At 35.2% G+C, this 4,147-nt stretch carries 3 protein-coding genes, 1 pseudogene and 1 other annotated feature; all 4 genes and pseudogenes read left to right on the forward strand.

What is annotated here, in order from left to right; all coding sequences use genetic code 11:
• The first annotated feature begins 253 nt into the window (after nucleotides 1-253).
• A complete protein-coding gene (hpf, locus tag ACZQCL_RS07075) occupies nucleotides 254-787 on the forward strand; it encodes a ribosome hibernation-promoting factor, HPF/YfiA family (RefSeq protein ID WP_227990874.1) in 534 nt (177 codons plus the stop codon).
• A 116-nt stretch (nucleotides 788-903) separates the two neighbouring features.
• Entirely contained in the window at nucleotides 904-1,335 is a 432-nt protein-coding gene (locus ACZQCL_RS07080) for a cell division protein SepF (protein ID WP_482482452.1), read from the forward strand.
• A gap of 12 nt (nucleotides 1,336-1,347) precedes the next feature.
• Nucleotides 1,348-2,088 (forward strand): YlmH/Sll1252 family protein, encoded by a 741-nt coding sequence (locus ACZQCL_RS07085; protein WP_337930558.1) that lies wholly within the window; start codon nucleotides 1,348-1,350, stop codon nucleotides 2,086-2,088.
• Nucleotides 2,082-2,294 (forward strand) — a binding site (T-box leader). (Overlaps the previous gene by 7 nt.)
• A gap of 36 nt (nucleotides 2,295-2,330) precedes the next feature.
• Nucleotides 2,331-4,115: pseudogene (gene ileS / locus ACZQCL_RS07090) on the forward strand (isoleucine--tRNA ligase); the annotation flags it as partial.
• Nucleotides 4,116-4,147: the final 32 nt, after the last annotated feature.

Here is a 4,147-nt window from a genome sequence, read left to right on the forward strand (position 1 = left end):
GATTGGTTTAATTAGGGCTATCTAAAGTAAAAGTAAAAATATGTAGATTGAATGTTCATGTTAATCACCTGGCTATACTATAGCTCATGTAATGAAAATATGCAAGTTATTTTCTGAAAATAGTTACATTTTATCTTGTCAACCTCCTTGGCAAAACTGGTTATATTTTTGTCATTTCTTGTCGAAAAGTGTAAAACAAAATAAACGTGCTATAATCTAAGTAGCAATACAAATCATATAGGAGGTACATAATATGAAAGTCAATATTGTAGGAAAAAACATCACAGTAACTCAGGGAATCTCAGAAAAAATTAATAAGAAATTGGATGTTTTAACAAAGTACTTCATTATCGGAGAGGATGATGTAGCCAATGTCTTGGTTCGTACATATCCGACAAAACAAAAAATTGAAGTTACAATCCCAACACGTTATGCGATTCTACGTGCCGAGGTTGTAGATGACGATTTATATGCAGCTATTGATCGTGCTGTAGATAAATTGGAAGATCAAATTCGTAGAACAAAAACACGTTTAACACGTAAAAATAAAGAATCACTTGCCGAAGCTTTCTTGGATCATGAATTATTTAATGATGAAGATGTAGATGATGACGAAGTTGTTCGTACTAAATCTATCGTCCCAAAGGAAATGAGCTTAGATGAAGCTATCATGAAAATGGAATTATTAGGACACGATTTCTTCATTTATACAGATGATGAAACAAATAAGATTGCCGTTTGCTACAAACGTCACGATGGTGGTTACGGCTTGATTGAAACAGAATAAACGCGTGAAAGACATGTCAAAATGGCATGTCTTTTGTTCGGAAAGAAAAAAAATAATATAAGTTTGAATAAGTTATTCTTTGTGCTATAATTATGTTCGTTAAGGAGGTTTTTCCCATGGGATTTATGGATAAAGTAAAAGACTTCGTTGCTCCAATCGAAGAAGATGATGATTATCAAGAAGCACCACAAGCTGAAAAGGTAGAAGAAGTAGAACATCAAAGTCGTTATGAGAGACCAAAAACTCGTACGAACGCAACTTCTTTGAATTCAAATACAAAAATGGTATTGTTTGAACCAAGAAGCTTTGGAGAAGCTGAAGAAGTAGGACAACGCTTAAAAGAAGGTCGTGCTGTAGTAGTTAACTTACACAAGCTAGATCGTGATTATGCACAACGTACAATTGATTTCTTAACAGGTGTTGTTTATGCGCTTGATGGAAAGATTCAGAAAATCGGTCAGAACGTAATTTTATGTTCTCCAGCTGAAATTGGTGTACAAGGAACTATTTCATTAGGAAGTCCAGACGACTTCGAAGATGAAGACTAATAATTACTTTTAATGAGCTCATTTATGGTAGGTCATGAGGTGTTTATTTCGCAGATGAAAGATCAAATTCGTATCTTTCAAAAACAAAATAGGCCGATCATGACCTATTTTTTATCGATTTCTGAACAGAGCATTCTTCAAAGCATGGTGCCCAAAAATATATGTCTTGTTTTTGATGGTGGTTATGATCAAGCACAGCGAAAGATCGCTTGCTTTATACCTGAAGGGTATGAGGGCTTTAGTGATTGCGTTTGTCTTCATGCCACATACAATTCAAAATTTAAAACATTAACCCACTCCGATCTTTTAGGTTGTTTAATGCACTCTGGCATTGAAAGAAGTGTCATTGGGGATTTGATTGTACAAAAAGAGGATCTTTATATCTTTTGTAAAGAAAAAATTTCAAAATACATCATTGACAATTGTAAGCAGATTGGTAAGTGTACAGTGCATTTTGAAGAGTGTTTAGACTATATCATTACGGAAAATAACAAAAAAGAAATACATATTATGTGCAGCAGTTTACGTTTAGATAGTGTAGTTGCGCAATTGTCGCATTGTTCTAGAAGTGAAGCTTTAAAAAAGATTCATGCAGGATTTGTGAAAGTTAATGATGTGGTACTTGAACAAAATTTACAATTGTGCAATAATGATTTCGTGTCAATCAGAAAGACAGGTCGATTCCAGTTTAAAGAAGTGGTTTCTACCACAAAAAAGGGAAGACTTGTTTTGAACTTTGATCAATATATTTAGCTAAGATAAAGACACGCCTTTATTCGTTAGGATTTAAGAGAGCAATGAGTTTTGGTGAAACATTGTATGAATAAGAATTAAGGTATCCCTTTTGAGCTGATCTTACGAAATGATAGTAGTTTGATCCGGTTGAGCCGTTATCTCATGAAAGTGCATAGTGAAAACTATGAATTAAGGTGGTACCGCGTGTTTATTACGTCCTTTTATAAGGACGTTTTTTTATTTGGAAAAGGAGATAAAGTATGGACTACAAAGAAACTCTTCATATGCCTAAAACGGCATTTGAAATGCGTGGAAATTTGACTAAAAAAGAGCCTGGTTTCCAGAAGCGCTGGCAAGACGAAAAATTGTATGAAAAGATGTTAGAAAGAAGAAAAGGAGCTGAATCATTTGTATTACATGATGGTCCTCCTTACGCAAATGGTGACATCCACTTAGGACATGCCTTAAATAAGGTATTAAAAGATGTCATTGTAAAATCTCACTTTATGGAAGGATACAACACACCATATATTCCAGGATGGGATACACATGGTTTACCAATTGAAACAGCTGTGACTAAATTGGGGTATGACCGTAAGAAAATGGGAATTGCTGAATTTAGAAAAATCTGTTACGACTATGCTTTAAAACAAGTAGCCAATCAAAAAGCTGGATTCTTAAGCTTAGGATCGATTGGAGATTATGATCATCCATATATCACACTTCAAAAGGGTTTTGAAAAACACCAGATCGAAATCTTTGGAAAGATGGCTATGAAAGGCTTGATCTACAAAGGATTAAAACCAGTATATTGGTCACCAAGTAGCGAGTCTGCATTGGCGGAAGCTGAAGTTGAATATAAAGATGTAAAGAGTCCAACTATTTATGTTAAATTTGCCGTTAAAGACGGAAAAGGTGTATTGGATACAGACTGCAACTTTGTGATTTGGACAACAACACCTTGGACAATTCCTGCAAACTTAGGAATTAGTGTAAATCCTGATTTTGACTATTCATTAGTGGATACAGAAAAGGGAAAATTGATTATGCTATCAAGCATGGTTGAAGAATTATGTGATAAGTTTGAAGTTGAAAAACGTGATGTTTTAAAGACTTTCAAAGGTAAAGAATTCGAATATATTACATGTACACACCCATTGTATCCAGAAAGAGAAAGTTTATTGATGTGTGGAGATCACGTAACAGCCGATGCTGGTACTGGATGTGTTCATACAGCACCTGGATTTGGTGTGGATGACTTTAACATTGGTATGAAATATGGTTTACCAGTATATTGTAACGTTGATGCACAAGGATGTATGATGGATGATGTTGGTGAATGGCTTGCCGGCCAATATGTGGAAGATGCCAACAAGACAGTCACTCAAAAATTAGATGAATTGGGTGTATTATTAAAACTTCAATTTATTACCCACTCTTATCCACATGACTGGCGTACTAAAAAACCTATTATTTTCCGTGCTACAACACAATGGTTTGCGTCAATTGATCAAATTCGTGATGAACTGTTAGAACAAATTCACTCTGTATCTTGGGTACCTGCTTGGGGTGAACAACGTATGCACAATATGATCGCCGATCGTAATGACTGGTGTATTTCTCGTCAACGTGCTTGGGGTGTTCCAATTCCTATTATTTATGGAGAAGACGATACTCCAATTATGGATCAAGCTATTTTTGATCATGTAGCCAAATTAGTTGGTGAATATGGATCAAACGTTTGGTTTGAAAGAGATGTTAAAGATTTATTACCAGAAGGATATACAAATGAACATTCACCAAATGGTATCTTCCGTAAAGAAACAGATACTATGGATGTTTGGTTTGACTCAGGATCAAGTCATACAGGCGCTATGATGGATCGTGGCTTAGGTTATCCTGCTGACTTATATTTTGAAGGTAGTGACCAATATCGTGGATGGTTCAACTCTAGTTTGATTGTTGGTACTGCTGTTCATGGTAAAGCTCCATACAAACAAGTTTTATCACATGGTTTCGTTATGGATGAAAAGGGCGTTAAGATGCCGGCTCGCACTTTCCATATCCTGTATTGATT

This window comes from Holdemanella sp. (genome assembly GCF_056804935.1).

Excerpts from the sequence above, each read along its gene's own strand:
- hpf (WP_227990874.1), top strand. The coding sequence starts at position 254 with ATGAAAGTCAATATTGTAGGAAAAAACATCACAGTAACTCAGGGAATC.
- ACZQCL_RS07080 (WP_482482452.1), top strand. The coding sequence starts at position 904 with ATGGGATTTATGGATAAAGTAAAAGACTTCGTTGCTCCAATCGAAGAA.
- ACZQCL_RS07085 (WP_337930558.1), top strand. The coding sequence starts at position 1,348 with ATGAGCTCATTTATGGTAGGTCATGAGGTGTTTATTTCGCAGATGAAA.